The organism is Aliiroseovarius subalbicans (assembly GCF_022678625.1).
Classification (GTDB): domain Bacteria; phylum Pseudomonadota; class Alphaproteobacteria; order Rhodobacterales; family Rhodobacteraceae; genus Aliiroseovarius_A; species Aliiroseovarius_A subalbicans.
Window position 1 is genome coordinate 1 of record NZ_JALBYQ010000015.1, and the last position, 473, is coordinate 473.

Consider the following 473-nt stretch of genomic DNA (forward strand, 5'->3'; position numbering starts at 1 on the left):
GTCAGGTCAAGCCGCCCGTCGCGGCCCACGCGGATGTCAGCCCCCGCGCCGTCGATCTCCTCGATGCCGTCAAAGCTTGCATCCGTCAGCCAGATGTCCCGCCCGTCGCGCGTGTTGCGCACAACGTCAAAGCCCGCGCCGCCGTCGAAGGCGTCGCCCGCGCCCTCACCACTGCGCAGCTCGAACACGTCGTCGCCGCCAGCGCCGCGCATCAGGTCGCCGCCCCGGCCGCCCACCAGGCGGTCGGCCCCCGCGGTGCCAAGGATCGTCTCGCCACCGCGATCGCCAACCAGGGCGCCCACGTTGCTGAGCGTCACCCCGGTCAGGTCAAGCCGCCCGTCGCGGCCCACGCGGATGTCAGCCCCCGCGCCGTCGATCTCCTCGATGCCGTCAAAGCTTGCATCCGTCAGCCAGATGTCCCGCCCGTCGCGCGTGTTGCGCACAACGTCAAAGCCCGCGCCGCCGTCGAAGGC

Annotated in this window: 1 pseudogene; it reads right to left on the reverse strand. The window is 72.1% G+C overall.

The features are described from left to right. A pseudogene (locus MN188_RS17545) lies at positions 1-473 on the reverse strand (hypothetical protein); the annotation flags it as partial.